14 protein-coding genes are annotated in these 19,287 nt (G+C 56.0%); 13 read left to right on the top strand and 1 reads right to left on the bottom strand.

Going from position 1 to position 19,287, the window contains the following annotated elements:
- The first annotated feature begins 26 nt into the window (after nt 1–26).
- The 12 genes from EYB31_RS01815 (at nt 27) to EYB31_RS01760 (ending at nt 16,699) form a co-directional block, all read left to right on the top strand.
- Complete coding sequence (locus tag EYB31_RS01815) at nt 27–6,386, top strand: WIAG-tail domain (RefSeq protein ID WP_165452148.1); 6,360 nt, start codon at nt 27–29, stop codon at nt 6,384–6,386.
- A 316-nt stretch (nt 6,387–6,702) separates the two neighbouring features.
- Nucleotides 6,703–7,728 carry a GHMP family kinase ATP-binding protein gene (locus tag EYB31_RS01810; RefSeq protein ID WP_131011540.1) on the top strand — a complete coding sequence of 342 codons (1,026 nt, stop codon included), beginning with the start codon at nt 6,703–6,705 and terminating at the stop codon, nt 7,726–7,728.
- The gene (locus EYB31_RS01805) at nt 7,716–8,429 is read left to right on the top strand and encodes a nucleotidyltransferase family protein (RefSeq protein WP_131011539.1); all 714 of its coding nucleotides are present in this window, start codon (nt 7,716–7,718) and stop codon (nt 8,427–8,429) included. The genes EYB31_RS01810 and EYB31_RS01805 overlap by 13 nt, the downstream gene beginning before the upstream one ends.
- A complete protein-coding gene (locus EYB31_RS01800; protein ID WP_131011538.1) occupies nt 8,426–9,007 on the top strand; it encodes a D-glycero-alpha-D-manno-heptose-1,7-bisphosphate 7-phosphatase in 582 nt (193 codons plus the stop codon). The genes EYB31_RS01805 and EYB31_RS01800 overlap by 4 nt, the downstream gene beginning before the upstream one ends.
- Before the next feature lie 149 nt (nt 9,008–9,156).
- Nucleotides 9,157–9,882, top strand: coding sequence for a sugar phosphate nucleotidyltransferase (locus tag EYB31_RS01795; RefSeq protein ID WP_131011666.1), 726 nt, complete (start codon nt 9,157–9,159; stop codon nt 9,880–9,882).
- Complete coding sequence (rfbB, locus tag EYB31_RS01790; protein ID WP_131011537.1) at nt 9,879–10,898, top strand: dTDP-glucose 4,6-dehydratase; 1,020 nt, start codon at nt 9,879–9,881, stop codon at nt 10,896–10,898. The genes EYB31_RS01795 and rfbB overlap by 4 nt, the downstream gene beginning before the upstream one ends.
- Nucleotides 10,895–11,743 (top strand): dTDP-4-dehydrorhamnose reductase, encoded by an 849-nt coding sequence (rfbD, locus tag EYB31_RS01785; protein ID WP_131011536.1) that lies wholly within the window; start codon nt 10,895–10,897, stop codon nt 11,741–11,743. The genes rfbB and rfbD overlap by 4 nt, the downstream gene beginning before the upstream one ends.
- Nucleotides 11,744–11,761: 18 nt before the next feature.
- Entirely contained in the window at nt 11,762–12,217 is a 456-nt protein-coding gene (locus tag EYB31_RS01780) for a dTDP-4-dehydrorhamnose 3,5-epimerase family protein (protein WP_131011535.1), read from the top strand.
- A gap of 18 nt (nt 12,218–12,235) precedes the next feature.
- Nucleotides 12,236–13,258 (top strand): mannose-1-phosphate guanylyltransferase, encoded by a 1,023-nt coding sequence (locus EYB31_RS01775; protein ID WP_131011534.1) that lies wholly within the window; start codon nt 12,236–12,238, stop codon nt 13,256–13,258.
- Between the two features lie 362 nt (nt 13,259–13,620).
- Nucleotides 13,621–14,571 (top strand): GDP-mannose 4,6-dehydratase, encoded by a 951-nt coding sequence (locus EYB31_RS01770; RefSeq protein ID WP_131011533.1) that lies wholly within the window; start codon nt 13,621–13,623, stop codon nt 14,569–14,571.
- A gap of 31 nt (nt 14,572–14,602) precedes the next feature.
- Nucleotides 14,603–16,012 carry a glycosyltransferase family 4 protein gene (locus EYB31_RS01765; RefSeq protein WP_131011532.1) on the top strand — a complete coding sequence of 470 codons (1,410 nt, stop codon included), beginning with the start codon at nt 14,603–14,605 and terminating at the stop codon, nt 16,010–16,012.
- 294 nt (nt 16,013–16,306) lie between these two features.
- A complete protein-coding gene (locus EYB31_RS01760; protein ID WP_131011531.1) occupies nt 16,307–16,699 on the top strand; it encodes a hypothetical protein in 393 nt (130 codons plus the stop codon).
- Nucleotides 16,700–16,858: 159 nt separating this feature from the next.
- Here EYB31_RS01760 and EYB31_RS01755 read toward each other — a convergent pair whose 3' ends face one another.
- On the bottom strand, nt 16,859–18,229 hold the full coding sequence (locus EYB31_RS01755; RefSeq protein ID WP_131011530.1) for a glycosyltransferase family 4 protein: 1,371 nt from the start codon (nt 18,227–18,229) through the stop codon (nt 16,859–16,861).
- Between the two features lie 283 nt (nt 18,230–18,512).
- Between EYB31_RS01755 and EYB31_RS01750 the strand changes: the two genes are divergently transcribed.
- A complete protein-coding gene (locus EYB31_RS01750) occupies nt 18,513–19,283 on the top strand; it encodes a glycosyltransferase family 2 protein (protein WP_240761998.1) in 771 nt (256 codons plus the stop codon).
- The last annotated feature ends 4 nt before the right edge of the window (nt 19,284–19,287 follow it).

Genomic DNA, 19,287 nt, shown 5'->3' with positions numbered 1-19,287 from the left:
GACTAGTCGCATGGAAGGAGAACATTATGAAAAAAGTGAGGAGCAGGGAATCAGGCCGGGATCGATCCAAGCCTGTTCCCTTATATAGGCAAGCGAACTCCAATATCAACGAGCTGAAATGGTTGGACGATGTCAACAACCGGCCTGCGCCACTGCAAACCGCACAGCCGCAGAGCATTATACCTCAACCTCAACCCCAACCTCAGCCCGAAGCCGCTGCATCGCCAAAACCGGAGGTTTATCCGTCGGGCGCGTCGATCAGCCGGGTATCGGTTGTGCCGGGAAATGGAGATTTCCCCCGCAATGGTAAAGAAGCGGCTGCGGTTCCTCCCGAACCCGCGGACATCAGAACACATGAGCTGAAGCCGAAGGAACCGTTCCCCGTTAAACAAGCCAGACCGGACTTCAAAGAGCCGTTTCCCGTCGCAGCACCGAAACCGAAGGACGTTGAATTAGGTCCGGCGCCGCCCCTCATGCTGTTGACGGACAGAAAACTCCCTTCGCGGCGGACTCCTGTCATATATACCGACGATATTCGAGATGAAGCGGTTACTTCGGAAAAATTGGCCAATCGCTCCATTGACCAGTCCAAATTAAAGCCAGGCAGTGTCAGCGCCATTACGATCGCCGATTTTTCCATTGATCACACCAAGCTGGCCGATCAATCGGTTACCGGACAGAAGATCGTTCCAAATGCGATTTCGGAGGAGCATATTGTCGACCAATCGATATCCGGCAGGAAAATCCGGGATTATTCCATTGACGGCGATAAACTGCAGGATAACAGCGTCACTTCGGCGAAATTGGCCGATAAAACGATCGATTCCATCAAAATAGCCGACGGTTCTATATTCCAGCGGCATCTGGCCGATCAAGCGATCTCCGGGGAGAAACTGGTCGAACGTTCGATTCGTTCCGAGCATATTAGCATCGGTTCCATCACCTCCGACAGCCTGGCGAACGATTCCGTGGACAATGCAAAGCTGGCGGACGGAGCGGTAACGGCCAGCAAGCTGAAGGACGGCATTATTACCGCCGATAAGCTCTCTGACGGCTCCGTCACGCAAGCGAAGTTAGCCTCGCATGCGGTAACCGGCGACAAGCTGGCGCCCGGGACGATCGTGTCGGCGCATCTTGCCCCCCGCTCCGTGCAGGCCGTTCATCTGGCGCGCGGAACGGTGCTCGGCGAAACGATCGGCCAAGGACAGATCGGAGCCGAACATATCAGCCCGCAATCCATCGGCGACAAGCATATAGCCAATAAAGCCGTTACTTCGGAGAAGCTGGCGGACGGCGCCGTACAGTCGCACCACCTTCAAGAGCAGATCGTCAGCGGCCAGCATGTGCAGCCCGCAGCGATCACAACAAAACATCTCGCCGCGGAAGCCGTAACGGGAGACCAGCTTGGCAAAGGGGCGGTTATTGAGGAGCATATCGGCAAATTTGCAGTAACGACGCCGAAGTTGGCCGAACAGGCCGTAACTTCCGGGAAGTTGGCCAAAGGCAGCCTGGTCGCCGATCATTTTACCCCGGGGTCCGTCACTTCATCGAGCCTTGCGCCTCTTTCCATTATCGGGCGGCACATCAGTCAATCGTCCATAAGCAGCGAACATATTCAAGACCGTTCGATCACCGCAAACAAAATTGCCAAATTCGCCGTCACATCGGATAAACTGGCTACGGCAGCCGTCCTCAAGCACCATATCGGCGAAAATGCAGTGGGTACGGCACAGTTGGCCGATAAGCTTATTGTCGCAGAGAAGCTTGCCGAGCAATCGGTCTCCACCGGCAAGCTTGCGCAAGAAGCGGTAACTTCGGAGAAGCTGGCTAAAGATTCGGTGACGCAGGAGCATATTGCCGAAGGCGCCGTACGCGGGGTGCATGTGGCTGTGGAATCGCTGACTTCGCGGCACTTGGCGGATCGGGCGGTAACCGGCAGCAAGCTTGCGCTGCGCGCAGTCGAAAGCTTTCACCTTGCGGCAGAGGCGGTAACCGGAGAGCAGTTGGCTCCCGGAGCGGTTACACTCAGCCACCTTCAAGCGGAATCCGTGAGAAGCATCGTAGAAGCAAGCATCCAGCTAGGCGCCCTGAAGAAGTCGGAAGTCGAAAGTGATCACATTGCCGACGGGGCGGTAGGTTCAAGCAAGCTTGCGCCAAACAGCGTCACCGCCAAGCATTTGGCGGCAAACAGTGTAGGCAGCGCGCAGTTGACTCCCGTCAGTGTGGAGACAAGGCATTTGCAAGGCGGCAGCGTTACATCCGATAAGCTGGCTGCGGGAGCGGTAGACAGCTTGCAGCTCGCACCGGGCGCCGTTGGCGTCGAACATCTTCGCGCAGGAGCGGTTGCTTCCGTCATGCTGCAGGCAGGCAGCGTGACGGACGAGAAGCTGGCCGACGGCAGCGTCACCGAACGCCATCTTTCACCGCTATCCGTTGCGGGCGCACACATTCAGGCCGAATCGATCGACGGGATGCACATTCAACCGGAAACGTTGTCCGGACTCCATCTTATCCCCGGAACGATCGCCGAAGGGCATCTGGATCCGGCGCTGATTGAAAAGCTGGCCTACAAAATCGAGCATAAAAACTTGCGCCAGCATCAGGTTTCCGCTGACCAGCTTGCGGATTCGGCGGTTAGCGAGTTCAAGCTGGCCGATGGGAGCGTCACAAGCGGCAAAATTTCCGCCGGCGCGGTAACCGCCGAGAAATTGGCGGAAGCCGCCGTAAGCGCCAAGGCGCTTGCCGACGGCAACGTGACCGAAGCGAAGCTTGCCGATCGCAGCGTAAGCGCGGCGAAGCTGCAGCCGGGAACTGTAGCGGCGGAGCATGTGCGGGCCCGGTCCATCGGGCTGGAGCATTTGGTAGACGGCAGCGTGAGCGGCTCCAAGCTGGCGGTTGGTGCGGTGACCCCGGATAAAATGGCCAGTTTTTCCGTCACGGAAGGGGCGCTTGCCGACGGATGCGTTACGGAAGCGAAACTCGCCGATCACAGCATCAGCGGCGAAAAGCTGCAGCCAGGCGCGATTGCCGCATTGCATGTGCAGGACGGGAGCATTGGCTCAGGGCAGTTGGCCAACGCTTCCATCACTTCCGAGAAGCTGGCGGAGGGCAGTGTCACCGGCGAGAAGCTGGCCGTAGAATCGATCAAAAGCATCAATTTGGTTGCCGGCGCGGTTACTGCGGATAAAATATCGGAAGCGAGCATCGGCACCTCCAAATTGGCTTTGGCCGCGGTGACTCCGGAGAAACTGGCTTCAGGCGCCGTGCTGACCGATAAGCTGGCGGACGAAGCGGTGACCGGCCGTAAGCTGAAGCCGGGAACGGTAAGCTCGGCGCACGTGCAGAATGCGGCGATCAGCGGCGAGAAGTTGGCAACCGGCTCGGTCACGGCTGAAAAGCTGTCCGAAGCGGCAGTTACAGCGCGGTCGATTGGGAAACATGCCGTAGAGGAGGGTCATCTCGCCGCCGGTTCCGTGACCGTCACCAAGCTGGCCGCAGGAGCGGTTAGCGCCGAAAAGCTGTCCGAAGCGGCAGTTACAGCGCGGTCGATTGGGAAGAATGCGGTAGGAGAGGATCATCTCGCTGCCGGTTCCGTGACCGGCGCGAAGTTAGCCGCAGGAGCGGTTAGCGCCGAAAAGCTGGCTAAAGCAGCAGTTACAGCGCAGTCGATTGGAAAACATGCCGTAGGAGAGGATCACCTTGCTGCCGGTTCTGTGACCGTCACCAAGCTGGCCGCAGGAGCGGTCAGCGCCGAAAAGCTGTCCGAAGCGGCAGTTACAGCGCGGTCGATTGGGAAGAATGCCGTAGGAGAGGATCACCTCGCTGCCGGTTCTGTGACCGGCGCCAAGCTGGCGCGTGGAGCTGTCGGAGCGGAGGCGCTGGCCGAAGGCAGCGTTGCGGCGGGGAAACTGGCGGACGAAGCGGTGACCGGCCGCAAGCTGAAGCCGGGAGCGGTCGGCTCGGCGCATGTGCAGAATGCCGCTATCGTAAGCGAGAAGTTGGCCGCCGGCGCGGTTGGCGCCGAAAAGCTGTCCGAGGGCGCCGTCACGGCGCGGGCGGTAGCGAAGAATGCCGTAGGAGAGGAACATCTCGCGGCGGGTTCCGTGACCGGCGCCAAGCTGGCGCGCGGAGCAGTGACGGCGGAAGCGCTGTCCGAAGGCAGCGTTGCCACGGGGAAGCTGGCGGACGAAGCGGTGACCGGCCGCAAGCTGAAGCCGGGAGCGGTCGAAGCGGCGCATGTGCAGAATGCGGCGATCGTCGGCGAGAAGTTGGCCGCCGGAGCGGTTGGCGCTGAAAAGCTGGCCGAGGGCGCCGTCACGGCGCGGGCGATAGCGAAAAATGCCGTGGGAGAAGATCACCTCGCCCCCGGGTCCGTGAGTGGCGGTAAGCTGGCGCGTGGAGCTGTCGGAGCGGAAGCGCTGGCGGAAGGCAGCGTTGCGACGGGGAAGCTGGCGGACGAAGCGGTGACCGGCCGCAAGCTGAAGCCGGGAGCGGTGGAAGCGGCGCACATCCAGAATGCGGCGATCGTCGGCGAGAAGTTGGCCGCCGGAGCGGTTGGCGCTGAAAAGCTGGCCGAAGGCGCCGTCACGGCGCGGGTTATCGCGCCGGGAGCGGTCGGCGGAGCGCATTTGGCGCCTGAAGGGATCACCGGCGAGAAGCTGGCGCGGGAAGCGGTGAAAAGCGCAGCGCTAGCCGCAGGAAGCGTGACCGCGGAGAAATTGGCGGATGGAGCGGTTGGCTCATCGAAGCTCGCGCAAGGCGGCGTATCCGCCGAAAAGCTGGCCGCAAATGCCGTAACCGGCGAGAAGCTGGCGGAATCGGCGGTATCCGAACGAGCGCTTGCAAGCGGCAGCGTATCGGAAGATAAGCTCGCCGACGGCAGCGTAAACGCTGCGAAGCTGCAGCCGGGCGCCGTATCGCCGAAGCATCTGCAAACCGCGGCCGTCACCGAGGAGAAGCTGGCGGACGAAGCGGTGACCGGCCGCAAGCTGAAGCCGGGAACGGTGGAAGCGGGCCACATTCAGGACGCGTCGATCGTCAGCGAGAAGCTGGCTGCCGGAGTCGTAAGCGGCGAAAAGCTGGCCGAAGGCGCCGTCACGGCGCGAGCGCTTGCCGCGAATGCCGTTGAGGACGTTCACTTGGCCTCCGGGTCTGTGACCGCCGCCAAACTCGCGTCTGGAGCGGTGACCGCGGAATCGCTGGCGGAAGGCAGCGTGGCGACGGAGAAGCTGGCGGACGAAGCGGTGACAGGGAGCAAGCTGAAGCCGGGCGCCGTAAGTTCGGCGCACGTTCAAGACGCGGCGATCGTCGGCGAGAAGTTGGCCGCCGGCGCCGTCACCGCCGAGAAACTCGCCGAGGCTTCGGTTACGGCGCAATCTATCGCGGCGGGAGCGGTCGGCGGAGCTCATCTGGCGCCAGAAGCGATAACCGCTGAGAAGCTGGCCGCCGGCGCGGTCGTCGGCAATAAGCTGGCGGATGCGGCCGTCACCGGACGCGCCATTGCGGAAGGCAGCGTTGCCGGCGTGCACTTGACACCACGTTCGGTTACCGCCGATAAGCTTGCGCTTGGCGTCATTACCTCCGAAGTGTTTGCAAACGGCTCGGTCAGTTCGGATAAACTGGGAGAAGGCGCGGTCATTTCCTCCAAGCTGGCGGACGGCAGCGTCACCGGAGATAAACTTGCTGCGGGCGCCGTACACGGCGAGAAGCTGGCCGACTCCGCAGTGAGCGAAAGAACACTGGCCAGCGGCAGCGTAACGGAAGCGAAGCTGGCGGACGGCAGCATCAGCAGCCGTGCCCTACAGCCGGGCGCCGTGTCGGCGGCCCATGTGCAGCCGGCTTCGATTGGAGCGCCGCAGCTCGCGGACGGAGCCGTCGACACCTCGAAGCTGGCGGGCGGCGCCGTGTCGGCCGATAAGCTGGCGTCTGCCGCAGTCACTGCCGATAAGCTGGCGGAAGGCAGCGTCGGCAGCCGCAGCTTGCAGCCGGGCGCGGTGACGGCAGAGCACGTGGCCGACGGCGCCATCGGCAGCGGCAAACTTGCCGCAGGTGCGGTGCAGCCGCATCATATCGCGGAACGGGCCATCGACGCGGGCAAACTGGCGTTCCGCCCGGTGCAAACGGCAAAAGATCAGACGTACCAGCAATTCGGGTTGTTCCCTTATCTGTTCAGGATGGAGGATGAAAGCCTGGATCTGACGATATCGCTCGAACCGTTTGCCGACGCGCATTATGTGTTTGTCGCTTCGACGAACCATCCGGCCTGTTACGCCGCCATCAAATCGAAAACACCCGACGTTGTGACGGTGACTATCGTCCGCACCAAGTTTTCTCCTGAACTGCAGGGCATTCTGAACTGGATTGCCATAGGCAGGAGCGCGAATTAATCGCACCATAGCTCTTCCTTCTCAAGCATCTTCCGGCTGGCAGCAGCCGCGGAGATGCTTTTTTTTGCATGCCCGCACACCTGTTTTTGTGTTTGCTTAATGTGCCCGGCGGCAATACGGACAAGAGCCAATTTTGCCTTCTGGAAGACACCCGTCCATGTAGGTATGTCTACAAGGTGCATATCATGACATCATGCGGGAGGTGCGGACAGCCGTTACTCCGGCATATGTCAAGAAAGGGCGCTTTGGGGGCGGGCGCTGCGTGCGGTCCGGGCCGAAACGGCCGGGCTGTATCTTTTCGGGAGGGAAGATGAGGATGATCATTCGTTCAAGAGCGCCTCTGCGCATAGGCATCGCTGGCGGGGGGACGGACGTGTCTCCTTTTTGCGATGAATACGGCGGTTATGTGCTTAATGCAACGATCAACAAATACGCTTATTGCACGATCGAAGAAAGATGCGACGGCAAAATTGTGTTTAGCGCACCGGATCGCAACGAACGCGTGGAGTATGATTCGGAGCCGTCCCTGCCGTTTGACGGCCAGCTTGATTTGCATAAGGCGGTGTACAACCGCATCGTCGGACAATTTCAGGATGGACAGCCGCTGTCGTTCCATATGACAACTTATTGCGACGCCCCGGCCGGTTCGGGACTCGGCTCTTCGTCCACGCTTGTGGTCTCGATGGTTAAGGCGTATACCGAATGGCTCAATCTGCCGTTAGGCGAATATGACAATGCGCACCTGGCTTATGAAATTGAAAGAATGGACGCAGGTTTGGAGGGCGGCCGCCAGGACCAATATGCGGCGGCGTTCGGCGGATTTAATTTTATGGAGTTTTACAAACAGGATAAAGTGATCGTCAATCCGCTTCGCATTAAAAACTGGATAATTAACGAGCTGGAGCAGTCGATGATTTTGTTTTATACCGGGGTTTCCCGCTCATCGGGCCAGATTATTCAGGAGCAGGCGGCTAACGCCAAGCAGAAAAACAAGCAATCGCTTGACGCGATGCACGAGCTTAAAGCGGACGCTTTGGTCATTAAGGAATGTATTCTCAAAGGAGATATCCGGTTGTTCGCGGAGTTTCTCGACAAATCGTGGAACGCCAAAAAAAAGATGGCCGCATCGGTGTCCAACAGCCACATCGACAGCATCTACAACGCAGCGAAGGCGGCTGGCGCCTATGCCGGCAAAGTGTCGGGAGCAGGCGGCGGAGGTTTTATGATTTTTATTGTCAACCCGGTCCGCAGGCTTGAAGTGCTTCGCGCGCTCGCGGGATTTAACGGCCAGGTTATGGATGTTCATTTCACTAAATGGGGTACACAGGGATGGAGAGTGTAAACGCCGGGCGGGTGGAGGCCGTTGTGCTTGCAGGCGGTCTCGGCACGAGATTGAGGCCGGTCGTATCCGATCTGCCGAAGCCTATGGCACCGGTGGGCGGGAGGCCGTTCCTTGCCTATGTTATGGACCATTTAATCAGCCAGGGCATCGGGCGTATCGTGCTGGCTACCGGCTATAAGCACGACGTCATTGAAGGGCGCTTCGGGAGCAGCTACCGGGGCATCCCGCTTCATTATTCGGTGGAAGCGGAGCCGCTGGGGACGGGAGGGGCGATCAAGCAAGCGCTTGAGCATGTGCGAAGCGAGCTTGCGCTGATATGCAACGGCGACACATTGCACCGGTTTCATTTGGCCGGTATGCTCGCGTTTCATACCCGTACCGCAGCGGATATGACGTTATGCCTGAAGCCGATGGAGCGGTTCGACCGTTATGGAAGCGTGGAGTTGGCGGGTCATCGCATCGCCCGTTTTTTGGAAAAATCGGCCCGGTCCGCCGGTCTTGTCAACTGCGGGGTGTATATGGCTAACAGCGGTTTGATTCGTGAAATAGGGTTGCCGGATCAATTTTCATTTGAACGCGAGTTTTTGGAAGCGCGGGTGGGAGAACTGAACCTGTGCGGTTTTGTTTCGGAAGCTTATTTTGTCGATATGGGGATTCCGGAGGATTATGCAAGGGCGCAGCGGGAGCTTGCGCTCCCATGATAAACGCGACCGCAGCCGGCAGCAAAGCCGTGTTTCTGGACCGTGACGGCATTATCAATGTGGAGAAGCATTATTGTTACCGCATCAACGATTTTGAGTTTACGGACGGGATCTTCGAGGCGCTGCGTTACATGCAGAGCTTGCGTTACAAATTGGTGGTCGTGACCAATCAGGCGGGGATCGGCAGAGGGTATTATACTGAAGCCGATTTTATGCGGGTGACCCGCTTTATGCTGGATCGGCTGGGGCGCGAGGGCATTCGCATGGACCGGGTGTACTACTCGCCGTTTCACCCTGTGCACGGAATCGGGTATTACCGCAAAAATTCGCCCTGCCGCAAGCCGAATCCGGGTATGATCGTTCAGGCGGCGCAGGAGCTTCATATCGATTTGTCCGCCTCCATGATGGTGGGCGATAAGGAAACGGATATCGAAGCGGGTATCCGTGCGGGGATTCCGGTTAATGTGCTGGTCACAAACGAGGCCGCGGCGGCTGCGCAAAGCAAAGCTTCGGTTATTGTGCCGCAGGTCAAAGATTTGCTTGCCGTGTTTAAGGCTATGACGGCGTCCGGAGCGTAACGCTGCGGTTAGAACGGGAAGACAGCGGTCTATATTTTGCGCGTCATGTGTTGCTGCCCGTGTGCGTAGGTCTCCCGGAGCATATGATGAAATGATACTGGCGTCACCCTGAAAGCAGACAGAACATTGTAATGGAGAGGGGAAACGTGATGAAAGGTGTGATTTTGGCGGGAGGAACGGGATCTCGGTTAAGACCGGTAACCAATGTGATCAATAAGCACCTCCTGCCCATTGGAACATATCCCATGATCCACTATGCGATCGCCAAGCTGGCGGATGCCGGCATCGAGGATATCGTGCTTGTGACAGCGGGCAGTTCCGCGGGATTGTTTATTCAATATATCGGCAGCGGAGCGGATTGGGGCGTGCGGGTGAGCTACAAAATTCAGGAGAAACCGGGAGGTATTGCGCAGGCGCTGGCTCTGGTCGAGGATAACATTCGTCCGGGCGAGAAGATGGTCGTGCTGCTGGGCGACAATTTGTTCGAGGATACGTTGCGTCCGGCCGTCCAGCAGTTTGCGCAAAGCGAGCCGCAAAGCGCCCGCGTGTTTCTGAAAAAGGTGCATGATCCAAAAAGGTACGGCGTGCCCGAACTGCGCGGCGGACGTATTGCTTCGATTGAGGAGAAGCCGCTGGAACCCAAATCGGATTATTGCGTAACAGGCGTCTATATGTACGACAGCGGCGTGTTTGACATGATCCGCCAAATAGCTCCTTCCGCCCGCGGGGAATTGGAGATCACCGATGTCAACAACGTTTATGCGCAGCTCGGCAAGCTGCAGTATACGATTTTTGACGGATGGTGGACCGATGCGGGTACGCCCAAGTCGATGTTCGAGGCGAATGCGCGGATCATGGCGGACGATGCCTTATGAGAAGATTGCTGGTCACCGGCGGAATGGGTTTTATCGGAAGCAATTTTATCCGTTATTGGCTGCGTCGTTATCCGGACGATCAGGTCGTCAATTTTGATTTGCTGACCTATGCCGGTAATCCGGATAACGGAGCCGATTTCGGCGAGAGCGCTCATTACGTGTTCGTGCGGGGGGATATTGCCGATTGTGCCGCCGTAGAACAGGCATTATCGCAGTATGGGATCGATACGGTCGTGCATTTTGCCGCCGAATCCCATGTGGACCGCAGTATCGACGATCCGTTACGTTTTGTCCGCACCAACGTGCTTGGCACGCAAAGCTTGCTGGAAGCGGCCAGGCGCCGCGGGATCGGCAAATTCATTCATGTATCCACCGACGAAGTATACGGTACGCTCGGCCGGGAAGGTTTGTTTAGCGAAACGACGCCTCTAGCGCCAAATAGTCCGTATTCCGCAAGCAAAGCCGGGTCCGACCTGCTCGTTCGGGCTTATTGCGAAACGTACCGGTTCCCGGCGGTCATCACCCGCTGCTCGAACAATTACGGGCCTTATCAATTTCCGGAGAAGCTGCTGCCCAAGACGATTACCCATGCGCTGCGCAATGAACCGATTCCCGTCTACGGCGACGGTCTGAACGTACGCGACTGGTTGCACGTGGAGGATCACTGCTCGGCCATTGAGCTTGCAGTGCTGCACGGCGTCTGCGGAGAAGTGTACAACATCGGCGGCAACAATGAAATGACCAATTTGGATATCGTGAAACGGATTTTGCAGGAACTCGGCAAACCGCAGTCGCTGATTCATTTTGTCGCCGATCGTCTTGGGCATGACCGCCGCTATGCGATTGATTCCACGAAAATCCGCCGGGAGCTCGGTTGGGCGCCTGCTTATTCGGTGGAAGACGGGCTGGCGCGCACCGTCCGCTGGTACGCTGCGCATACGATTTGGTGGGAGCGCATCTTAAGCGGCGCCTACCGGGCCGGCGCAGCCGCTGACGAAGGGGGGGCGGCGCTGTGAAGATCGCAATTACCGGTGCGGGCGGCCAGTTGGGCCGCGATTTGATCCGTGTGCTGGGTCCGGTCCACGAGCTGCTGCCGTATACCCGGCAGCAGCTGGATGTGAGGGACGAGGAAGCAGTCGTGCGGCTTATCGTGGAAACGCAGCCTGACGTTGTCATCCATGCCGCAGCTTATACTCAGGTGGACCAGGCGGAAGGGCATCCGGAGGACGCATATATGATTAACTCGTACGGCACCCGCAATGTAGCTCTTGCAGCGCAAAAGGCGGGAGCCAAAATGGTCTATATCAGCACGGACTACGTGTTTGACGGCACCAAAGAAGGGTTATACTCGGAATCAGACCGGACGAATCCGCTAAGTATCTACGGCAAATCCAAGCTGCATGGGGAAAAGTTCGTGGAGATCGCTTGCGAGCGGTTTTATATCGTACGTACCTCCTGGCTGTACGGCAAGCATGGCAACAATTTTGTGAAAAAGGTGCTTGAGCTTGCGGGAAAGCAGCCCTCGCTTACGATGGTGAGCGATCAATACGGTTCGCCGACCTATACGTACGACTTGGCTCTTTTTGTTGCGGAATTAATCTGCACCGATCTGTTCGGCGTGTATCACGCTTCGAACCGGGGCAGCTGCAGCCGCTACGAATTCGCCCAGGAAATATTACGGGCGGCGGAAATCAACGGCGTTACGCTTAAACCGGTTAGCGCCGCGGCATTTTCACTGCCGGCCGCCAGACCGGATAACTCGGCTTTTGACGATACGGCCATCCGCAACAGCGGCTTAACCCGCATTCGGGACTGGAAATCGGCGCTGCACGATTTTATTTGTAACGACCTGGAAAGATGAAGCCGAGGAGGATACAATATGATAAACGGAGTTACCAAGAAACCGCTCATTAAACACTGCGACGACCGCGGTTATTTTATGGAAATATTGCGTGAAGACGACCTCATCTACGGCCATTTCGGCCAGGCGTCCATTTCAATGAGTTACCCCGGCGTAATCAAAGCGTTTCATTACCATGAGCAACAGGACGATATTTGGTTTTTTCCGAGCGGCAACGCGCAGGTCGTGCTTCACGACTTACGGGCGGAGTCGCCTACCTACAAGCAGACTGATACTTTTTATATGGGGGAGCAGAACCCGTATTTGCTGTTTATACCGCGTGGAGTGGCGCACGGTTATCGTGTGTTAGGCCACGTTCCGGCTGTTATCGTTTATTTTACGAATATGGCGTACGATCCGGCTCGGCCCGACGAATACCGGATTGCGTATGACGACCCGGATATCGGCTTTCAATGGCAAACCAAATTTCGTTAAGATCCGGGAGGGGATGTCATGAAGGTAGTGATTATGGCCGGGGGGAAGGGGAGCCGGTTTTGGCCAAGAAGCAGCGATGAAAAGCCCAAGCAGTTTCTTTCGCTAACGTCGGAGGAAACGATGCTGCAGTCCACTTACCGGCGTTTTGCCGGTCAGGTGGACCGTGACGGGATTTATATCGCTACGGTGCAGAAATATGTGCCGCTTGTCCAGGAGCAGCTTCCCGAGCTCGACCCGCTCAGGCTGATTGTCGAACCTGAGCAGAAGGATACCGGTCCATCTATTGCTTTAACCGCATTGCGTTTTTTACAGGAAGGAATGGACGAACCCTTCGTCACCGTGCCTTCCGATCATTTCGTCGGCGACGACGAGGCGTTGATTAAGGCGCTTCGCGCCGCAGTTGAGCTGGCGCGGGACGACCATGCGATCGTGACGCTTGGCGTCGTACCGACCAGAGCGGAGACGGGTTACGGTTACTTGAAGACGGAACAACATCAAGACGGTGTGCACAAGGTGAAAGCTTTCATCGAGAAACCCGACGCCGCCAGAGCGGAACAACTCGCGGGTATGCCTCATGTGTACTGGAACTGCGGTATTTTCGTGTGGAAGCCTTCGACGGTGGCCCATTATATGAAGCTGCACGCGCCGGAAATGTGGAAACTTCTGGAGGACCATGTGAACGATCCGGAAAGTGTGTATCCGGGGCTGCAGAAAATATCGGTCGATTACGCGATACTGGAGAAAGCCGATCAGATTTATTGCATTCCGGCGCAATTCGAATGGGACGACGTAGGCTCATGGACTGCCCTGGAGAGATTGTTCCACTCCGACAAGGAAGGCAACATTGCGCACGGCCCGATTCATATCGACCGGTCCAACGGCAATATCGTCTATTCCGAAACCCAGAATGTCATTATGATCGGAGTCCGGGATTTAATCGTGGTGTCTACATCCAAAGGCGTGCTTGTATGCGCGAAGTCGGAGGAGCAGACGCTCAAGAAAATGCTGGAGGCACTGAACGGAAGCGAATTTCCGTCATAAAGGGTTGGGCTATCCGCAAGGAAATCCGGCTGCTCCGGCGATGCAAATCGTTTCCATACTCCTTCCTGGAAATTTACAAAAAGTAACTTACAATACAATAATAAGCGCCTAGCGGTGATTGCTCCGCTAGGTTTTTTTCTTGTGCGATGGAGTAGGGATTCCCCGTATACCGGACGGTTTTTCTTTTGCCCGGCAAGGCAGGGCGAACGCCAATTTTAGCTTGCACGGGTTAGGTGTCCATATGTCCTGATGACGGCAAGCATACTATTTTAGCAGGGCACAGTCTACAGGCTCAGCAGCACGGTATGACGATTAATTCTCTTCTTCTCTGCAAAAAGTTTTTAAGGAGGAATGCGCTCATAATGAAAGCACTGATCACAGGTATTTCCGGGTTTGTCGGCAGCCATATGGCTGAATTTTTATTGCAAAAGGGAGTAGAGGTATACGGGACGATCCGCCACCGGAGCAGGATGAATCATATCCAGCACCTTCTTGACGATATCCATTTGGTGGAATGCGAGCTGAGAGACCCGTTTTCGGTTGAAACGCTGATCGAAGACGCCAAGCCGGATCTTATTTTTCACCTTGCCGCCCAAAGCTTTGTTCCGACGTCCTGGAATTCTCCTATTGATACGATCCACAACAACGTGGCAGGCGAGGTCAATATTTTTGAGGCGATTCGCCGTTTAGGCATCGACTGTAAAATTCAGCTGGCCTGCTCAAGCGAAGAGTATGGGCATGTGAATCCCGACGAAGTACCGATCAAGGAGACCAATCCGATTCGCCCGTTAAGCCCGTACGCGATTTCCAAAGTGGCTCAAGAATATTTGGGCTATCAATATTTTAAAAGCTACGGTTTGAAAACGGTCATGACCCGCACATTTAACCACACCGGACCCCGCCGGGGCGAGAATTTCGTTACATCCAACTTTGCCAAACAAATCGCCGATATCGAAAAAGGCAAAAAAGACCCTGTGATTCATGTCGGCAACTTGCAGGCGAAGCGGGATTTCACGGATGTACGCGATGTGGTCCGAGCTTATTGGCTGGCTCTGGAAAAAGGAGTCGTCGGCGAAACCTACAACATCGCTTCGGGCACGTGCTACACGATCGAAGAGGTGCTTCACAAGCTGCTGTCGTACAGCAAGGTGCAAATTACGGTGGAAGAGGATCCGGCGCGTCTGCGGCCCTCCGACGTGGAGATTCTGCTTGGGGATTACAGCAAGTTTCATCAGCAAACCGGCTGGAAGCCGGAAATTCCATTTGAACAAACGATGGAAGACTTGCTTCAATATTGGCGCTCGCAGCCATAAATTAAAATCCGTATAGGGAAAGGATGACATCATGTCTAAATCAACCGGACGCGGCACAAGAAAGAAAAAAAGCCGCAAGAGCAAAAAATCGTCGGTAAAGCTGAGACTGAAGAAAAAGTCTAGACGCAAAGGCAGTGCGCGGAAAAAATCAAGATTGAAAAAATCAAGCAAATTCCGCAAAAAATCCAGATCCGCCAGAAGAAAGACAAAACGCGGCAAACGGCTGAAAAGAAAGCTCAGAAGAAACCGGAAGGCGAAATGGAAACACAAGAGCCGTCGCGCTCGCAGACGCAAAGCCCCTCCGGCCCCGCCGCCTCCCCCGCTGGAGCCTGAGTTGCCCAAAGGGATTAACCTGATCGGGTTCTCCCGTGCGGAAATCGGTCTTGGCGAATCGGCCCGGCTTGCGGCAAGAGCGATAGAGCGATCGGGAATGCCGTTTGGCATTATCAATTATACGACCACGGTTTCGAATAACGATTTGTCCTGGGCACATAAAGAAATGCCCGACCCGATCTACCGGACGAATCTGATCCATCTGAATCCCGATGCGTTGGAAGGACTGCGGGCCCGCCTAGGAGAGGGTGCGTTTCATCGCCGGTATAACATCGGCTATTGGCATTGGGAACTGCCCGATATGAGGGAAGAAGACGTTGGGGGCTTCCAATGGGTGCAGGAAGTATGGGTGCCGACTCATTTTGTCCAGCAAAGCTTCGCCAAACGTTCTCCGGTTCCGGTGATCCGGATTCCGCATGGCATTGAAGTCGATGTCGATTACAGCTTGAACCGGGATAGCTTCGGGTTGCCTCATGACCGATTCCTGTTTTTGGCCATGTACGACGTCATGAGCGATCCCCGCAGGAAAAACCCGAATGCCGTGATCGAGGCGTTTAAAACGGCGTTTAACAAGGACGATCAGAAGGTCGGTCTCGTGCTGAAGGTAAGCCATGTCGACGAGCAGCCGGAACATCTGGAGACGCTCCGTCAAATGATCGACGGATATTCTAACATTCACATTGTCGATCGGGTGTTGTCCAGACCCGAAGTGAATGCTTTGCTTCATTGCTCGGATTGCTACGTATCGCTGCACCGGTCGGAGGGCTTTGGACTCGGACTTGCGGAAGCAATGTATTTGGGCAAACCGGTCATAGGGACCAACTGGTCCGGCAATACGGATTTTATGAATGAAGATAATTCGTGTCCCGTCCATTACCGTTTGGTGCAGGTCGGCGAAAGCGGAGGTTCTTATTTCAATCAAGAGCATCAATTGTGGGCCGAAGCCGATATCGGTCATGCCGCTTCCTATATGCGCACGTTAGTTAATGAACCGGAGTGGAGGCATAAAATTGCCTTAAACGGGCAAATCACGATCCGTACCGACTATTCGCCTCAGGCGGTCGGCGAAAAAATCAAGCAGCGGCTTGCCACCCTCGGATTGTGGTAAAGACAAGTTGATATTTCAGAACAAAGCTGCAAGCGCCTGGCGCTTGCAGCTTTGTTTGGCGCCGGACGCATCCGCACGGAAGCTGCGCCTTCAAACGGGATTCCGTATACAGCGAAAATGGATGTCTATCTTGGTCAAGCAGCCCTGTCCAATCGAATTCGCCGGAATATGATAATCGTAGATAGTGCACGAATGCGAGGCACAGGCCAAACTTCGGCAGTCTCAGGGCCGCTTTCCGTTATGCGCGCACTATCCAGATGTATGCCCATTTTATTGAAAGAGGAGGAGATTCATTTGGCAGTATTTGTTTATTCCACAGCTTCCGTATTGAAGCCGGCCAATACTACGACAAATGTGCAGCTTAGCATTAATAACAGAAACCCTGACCCGCAAACGTACCGGTTTATTGTTTGGGATACGACAACCGGAGTAAAAACGGTGATTTTTGATTCCGGGGTCGGCAGCGTCAATTCCAACAATACCGTCGTATTTCTCAACGGTTTTGCTCCAGGCGAGCAAACCATGCTGAATGCCGCAACAAGCTTTGAAGTTGAAATCCGCTTGTCGAATCAGCACATGGCGCCATACGTAGAGCTTCATTATAACCCTATTCTTGGCCCTGCAATCACTTTGCCGGTGTTCGCCGACGAAATGTTCCGCGACAAGGATTTGAACTCTAACCCTTAATTGTAAAAAGCTGTAGCTCCTTTTCTGCCGGTCGCTTATCCGATTCCGGACTGACAAGGAAATGAAAGCGGGCTGTTCCAGGGTCGGTTTAATGACCTTGGGAACAGCCCGTTTTTGCGTATGTTTCTTTATTTTATTCGAGGGTCCCGGCCTCCGGCCTTACAGCAGCCCCAATTCGGTCAGCCTATGCCTGATCTTCGCTCCCGATACTTCGGGGGAGAATTGGCTGCGGATCGTTGCTTGACCACGTGCCGCAATGATGCTGCGCCAGCCTTCGTCAACGACAAGCCGCTGCATATGTCTGGCAGCCTGCTCAACATCGGGACTGGCCCAAGTCTGATTTGGCTTGTAAGGACCGGAGCCTTCGCCGATCACGACCAGCTCATACCCGACAGGACAGCAGTTTTCATGATTCATATAATCGGTATTTCCCGACCACAATGTGCCGACAACCGGTTTGCCAAGATACATAGATTCCACCATGACCGAACCGAAACCTTCCGAGCGGTGCAGCGAGACGTAAGCGTCGCAGGCGTCAATCAGCGCGTAAGTTTCGTTGCGCGGAAGCGTGGCATCGAGCAGATAAATGTTGGGATAACCGGCCAATTCATTTCTCAGCTGCTCGACTTCGGCCGGATTTGTTTTGCTGTTGTTCACTTTAACGACCAGCCCGACGTCCGTTCTGCCCGGGTCGAAGGCTGTTTTAAACGCTTGAATGGAGCCGTACGGATTTTTCCTAAGCGCGGTGCTGTGAATGTCATACATCGACAAAAACAGGAATTTGTCGCCGGGCAGGCCGTAACGCGAGCGGATCTCGCCGCTGTCGAACGCCGTATCGATTCGAATGCCGTAGGGCATGGTGAGCACGGGCAACGGCGATTTTTTGGCGATTGCATCTCTGACGAATTCGGTCGGCGCCCAAATTTCCTGGAGCCATTCAAATCCATCGGCCCATTCATCGGGCAGTTCGGTTAATTCCCATGCCCAATAACCGATGTTATAACGATGCTCGAATAACGAAGGCCCATAATGAGCGCGGATATACCTCATCTGATCGCCGTTGATATGGAACAGATTGACGCGATGCGGACTGCCGTCCTGTTCCTTGTGAGCCCATGATAAATCGCCCATGCGGGACGAATTGCCGTATTCGAAGTTGTTGATGCCAAAAGGAACTCCGGCGCTCTCCAGCGATCTTGCCAAGAAGCGGCAGCCTTCGCCCAGCCCCATTTCCGCGCGGTTGTAGCCAACCAGATTCACGCCGCTGTGCAGCTCCGGTCCGGCCGGCTCGGGTGCCGGGGCGGAGTGGAGCCGATGGCGTTTTACCCGCCGCTTGCGGACCTTTGTTTTTTTCCTTTTTTTCAATCCCCGCCTTTTTAAGCGAAGTTTGGATTTTCTATGCGTCATGCGTCTTTTCAGCCTGCGTCTTATTTTGCGCACCGGCTTGCGTCCCGACTTCCTTCTTGCGATCCGTTTCTTTTTGAGGAACGCGGATTTTCTTTTTCCGAGTCTAAGCTTCCGCTTTTTCATGGGATGCCTCCTTATATGCTCTCTTTGTTTATGGCCTGCGGATTGATGGGCTGCCCTTAACTTGCTGGACACTAACATTAATACATTATGCAGATAGGGCAAATCACTTATGGATGACTGTCACTATAAGGGAGCAAAATGGGCCCAAGCAGGGGGATAAAGGACCGGACGGGCTGATCGCCTTTTTTTCCGGGCCAGCACGAACGCCCTGTCTCACCCGGCAAACCTACATACAATGAAACAGATGAAGGGTACAACACCTATGGAACAGGAGTTGAGGCGATTGGCAAAAGCGAGCCAAGGGCCGGTGGCTCAGAACAGCAGCCAGCCCGCAGTTTCCGTCATCATTCCCGTTATTAACGAACGAAGAACATTATCCGGGGTCATCCGTCAAGCATTCCGCATACACGAGAAGACGGAAGTGATCGTTGTAGCCAATGGCTCAAGCGACGAAACGATGCAGCTGGCCGCCCGGCTTGGCGCCAAGGTGTTGCGTTTTTCCGAAACGCTGGGGCACGACGTAGGCCGTGCGGTAGGGGCGAGGGAGGCCAAAGGGGATATCCTGCTGTTTCTTGATGCGGACATGGTCATTCCGGTTCGCGAGCTGAGGCATTATGTTCATGCCGTGCAGCATGGCGTCGATATAGCGCTTAATCAATACTCCGGTCAAACCTCAAAAAAGCAAGTGCATCGTGTTGTGGAGGCCAAACATACACTTAACGCCATCTTGGGCCGGCCGGATTTAAAAGGCTGTTCGTTGACGGCGATACCGCATGCGATTCGCCGGGAAACGGCAGGTGCTATCGGTTTCGAGCAGCTGGCCGTTCCGCCGAAGGCGCAGGCCATTGCCGTCGCAAAAGGTTTTAAGGTTGAAGCCGTGCATTTTGTGAATGTCGCCAGACTGAATCCGCTGCGCAAAACGGTCCGTAAGGGCGATCCGATCGGTGATCTCATTTTGGGCGATCATTTGGAAGCCATCCGGTGGCTTATTGCGGAACGCGGCAGCAGGGCAGGAAAATCGGATATGGGGAGAAGAAGGGACCTAGTGAGGTGAAGCC

It is taken from the genome of Paenibacillus thalictri, from assembly GCF_004307995.1.
Lineage (GTDB): Bacteria > Bacillota > Bacilli > Paenibacillales > NBRC-103111 > Paenibacillus_AF > Paenibacillus_AF thalictri.
Note: the sequence above shows the minus strand (reverse complement) of the source record. Positions and strands in the feature narration are given on the sequence as shown.

Excerpts from the sequence above, each read along its gene's own strand:
- EYB31_RS01815 (WP_165452148.1), top strand. The coding sequence starts at position 27 with ATGAAAAAAGTGAGGAGCAGGGAATCAGGCCGGGATCGATCCAAGCCT.
- EYB31_RS01810 (WP_131011540.1), top strand. The coding sequence starts at position 6,703 with ATGATCATTCGTTCAAGAGCGCCTCTGCGCATAGGCATCGCTGGCGGG.
- EYB31_RS01805 (WP_131011539.1), top strand. The coding sequence starts at position 7,716 with ATGGAGAGTGTAAACGCCGGGCGGGTGGAGGCCGTTGTGCTTGCAGGC.
- EYB31_RS01800 (WP_131011538.1), top strand. The coding sequence starts at position 8,426 with ATGATAAACGCGACCGCAGCCGGCAGCAAAGCCGTGTTTCTGGACCGT.
- EYB31_RS01795 (WP_131011666.1), top strand. The coding sequence starts at position 9,157 with ATGAAAGGTGTGATTTTGGCGGGAGGAACGGGATCTCGGTTAAGACCG.
- rfbB (WP_131011537.1), top strand. The coding sequence starts at position 9,879 with ATGAGAAGATTGCTGGTCACCGGCGGAATGGGTTTTATCGGAAGCAAT.
- EYB31_RS01780 (WP_131011535.1), top strand. The coding sequence starts at position 11,762 with ATGATAAACGGAGTTACCAAGAAACCGCTCATTAAACACTGCGACGAC.
- EYB31_RS01775 (WP_131011534.1), top strand. The coding sequence starts at position 12,236 with ATGAAGGTAGTGATTATGGCCGGGGGGAAGGGGAGCCGGTTTTGGCCA.
- EYB31_RS01770 (WP_131011533.1), top strand. The coding sequence starts at position 13,621 with ATGAAAGCACTGATCACAGGTATTTCCGGGTTTGTCGGCAGCCATATG.
- EYB31_RS01765 (WP_131011532.1), top strand. The coding sequence starts at position 14,603 with ATGTCTAAATCAACCGGACGCGGCACAAGAAAGAAAAAAAGCCGCAAG.
- EYB31_RS01755 (WP_131011530.1), bottom strand. The coding sequence starts at position 18,229 with ATGAAAAAGCGGAAGCTTAGACTCGGAAAAAGAAAATCCGCGTTCCTC.